1 tRNA gene and 2 rRNA genes (1 of these 3 cut by a window edge) are annotated in these 2500 nt (G+C 54.4%); all 3 read left to right on the top strand.

Annotation, left to right across the window (positions count from 1 at the left end):
• Positions 1 to 1988, top strand: a 23S ribosomal RNA gene (locus ACR0MI_RS23515) (it extends 855 nt beyond the left edge of the window).
• Between the two features lie 201 nt (positions 1989 to 2189).
• A 5S ribosomal RNA gene (gene rrf / locus ACR0MI_RS23510) occupies positions 2190 to 2304 on the top strand.
• A gap of 119 nt (positions 2305 to 2423) precedes the next feature.
• A tRNA-Met gene (locus ACR0MI_RS23505) sits at positions 2424 to 2500 on the top strand.

The following is a 2500-nucleotide window of genomic DNA, read 5'->3' as shown; positions in this document are numbered from 1 at the left end:
GAGCGTCATCCGAATACCCCGGGGGGTAGAGCACTGGATGGGTAATGGGGCCCCACAGGCTTACTGATCCTAACCAAACTCCGAATACCCGGGAGTACTAGATGGCAGACACACTGCGGATGCTAACGTCCGTAGTGGAGAGGGAAACAACCCTGACCTACAGCTAAGGCCCCCAATTCATGGCTAAGTGGGAAAGCAGGTGGGACGACCAAAACAACCAGGAGGTTGGCTTAGAAGCAGCCATCCTTTAAAGATAGCGTAACAGCTCACTGGTCTAAATAAGTTGTCCTGCGGCGAAGATGTAACGGGGCTCAAGCCATGAGCCGAAGCTTAGGATGCCGTAAGGCATGGTAGCAGAGCGTAGTGTGACATAGAACTCATCCGTATTTGCATCCACCTGTGAAATATCAGCGGGTGTAATGACGGATCGAGTTCTTTCGATGAAGCCGGCCTGTGAGGGATCCGGTGGAGAGATCACTAGTGAGAATGATGACATGAGTAGCGACAAAGAGTGTGAGAGACACTCTCGCCGAAAGTCCAAGGGTTCCTGCTTAAAGCTAATCTGAGCAGGGTAAGCCGGCCCCTAAGCCGAGGCCGAAAGGCGTAGGCGATGGGAACTAGGTTAATATTCCTAGGCCAGGAGGATGTGACGGATCACAGGTGTAGTTCAATCTTATCGGATTGATTGGGCTGCTGAGTGGTTCCTGGAAATAGCCCTCCATCAGACCGTACCCTAAACCGACACAGGTGGACTGGTAGAGCATACCAAGGCGCTTGAGAGAACGATGTTGAAGGAACTCGGCAAAATACCTCCGTAAGTTCGCGAGAAGGAGGCCCGGTTCCTAGGCAACTAGGGGCTGGGGGCACAAACCAGGGGGTGGCGACTGTTTATTAAAAACACAGGGCTCTGCGAAGTCGCAAGACGACGTATAGGGTCTGACGCCTGCCCGGTGCCTGAAGGTTAAAAGGAGAGGTGAGAGCCTTGAATTGAAGCCCAGGTAAACGGCGGCCGTAACTATAACGGTCCTAAGGTAGCGAAATTCCTTGTCGGGTAAGTTCCGACCTGCACGAATGGCGTAACGACTTCCCCGCTGTCTCCAACATCGACTCAGCGAAATTGAATTGCCTGTCAAGATGCAGGCTTCCCGCGGTTAGACGGAAAGACCCCGTGCACCTTTACTACAGCTTCGCACTGGCATCAGGATTGTGATGTGCAGGATAGGTGGTAGGCTTTGAAGCAGGAACGCAAGTACCTGTGGAGCCTCCCTTGAGATACCACCCTTCGCACTCTTGATGTCTAACCGCGGTCCGTTATCCGGATCCGGGACCCTGCGTGGCGGGTAGTTTGACTGGGGCGGTCGCCTCCTAAAGCGTAACGGAGGCGCGCGAAGGTTGGCTCAGAGCGGTCGGAAATCGCTCGTTGAGTGCAATGGCAGAAGCCAGCCTGACTGCAAGACTGACAAGTCGAGCAGAGTCGAAAGACGGCCATAGTGATCCGGTGGTCCCGAGTGGAAGGGCCATCGCTCAACGGATAAAAGGTACGCCGGGGATAACAGGCTGATACTGCCCAAGAGTCCATATCGACGGCAGTGTTTGGCACCTCGATGTCGGCTCATCTCATCCTGGGGCTGGAGCAGGTCCCAAGGGTACGGCTGTTCGCCGTTTAAAGAGGTACGTGAGCTGGGTTTAGAACGTCGTGAGACAGTTCGGTCCCTATCTGCCGTGGGTGTAGGAGACTTGAGAGGAGTTGCCCCTAGTACGAGAGGACCGGGGTGAACGATCCACTGGTGGACCAGTTGTCGTGCCAACGGCAGTGCTGGGTAGCTATGATCGGACAGGATAACCGCTGAAGGCATCTAAGCGGGAAGCCCCCCTCAAAACAAGGTCTCCCTGAGGGCCGTGGAAGACCACCACGTCAATAGGCCGGAGATGTAAGCGCAGTAATGCGTTCAGTTGACCGGTACTAATCGCCCGATAGGCTTGATTTGATCCAGTAATGGAAAGACAAAATCAAACCAGAAGCATACACCGACCTTGAGTTGGACAATGACGTGACAATCCGCAAAGCGGATTGCACGGTGTTGATTGACATAACAACTGTGCAGGAACGCGCATCCGCTTCGCGAATACGCTGCCTCCTGCGCGTCGCCTTTTTGCTTGGCAAAAAGAGCGACGGGGATTTTCCTCGGTTTGGTGGTCATAGCGCAAGTGAAACACCCGGTCCCATCCCGAACCCGGAAGTTAAGCACTGCCGCGCCAATGGTACTTGGGCTTAAGCCCCGGGAGAGTAGGTCACCGCCAAACCTAGCAAAATCCCCCTTCTCTCTGACGATGAAAAAACACTACCCGGTCTCAAGTAGCCGAATAGGCGGTAGGCCAACACAAGACCTCAAGTAGCGTAAGCGCTAGGTCATCAAAAGTGTCGCGGGATGGAGCAGCCCGGTAGCTCGTCAGGCTCATAACCTGAAGGTCGCAGGTTCAAATCCTGCTCCCGCAACCA

Source organism: Ruegeria sp. D4 (assembly GCF_056534475.1).
This window is presented reverse-complemented; position numbering and strand designations above follow the sequence as displayed.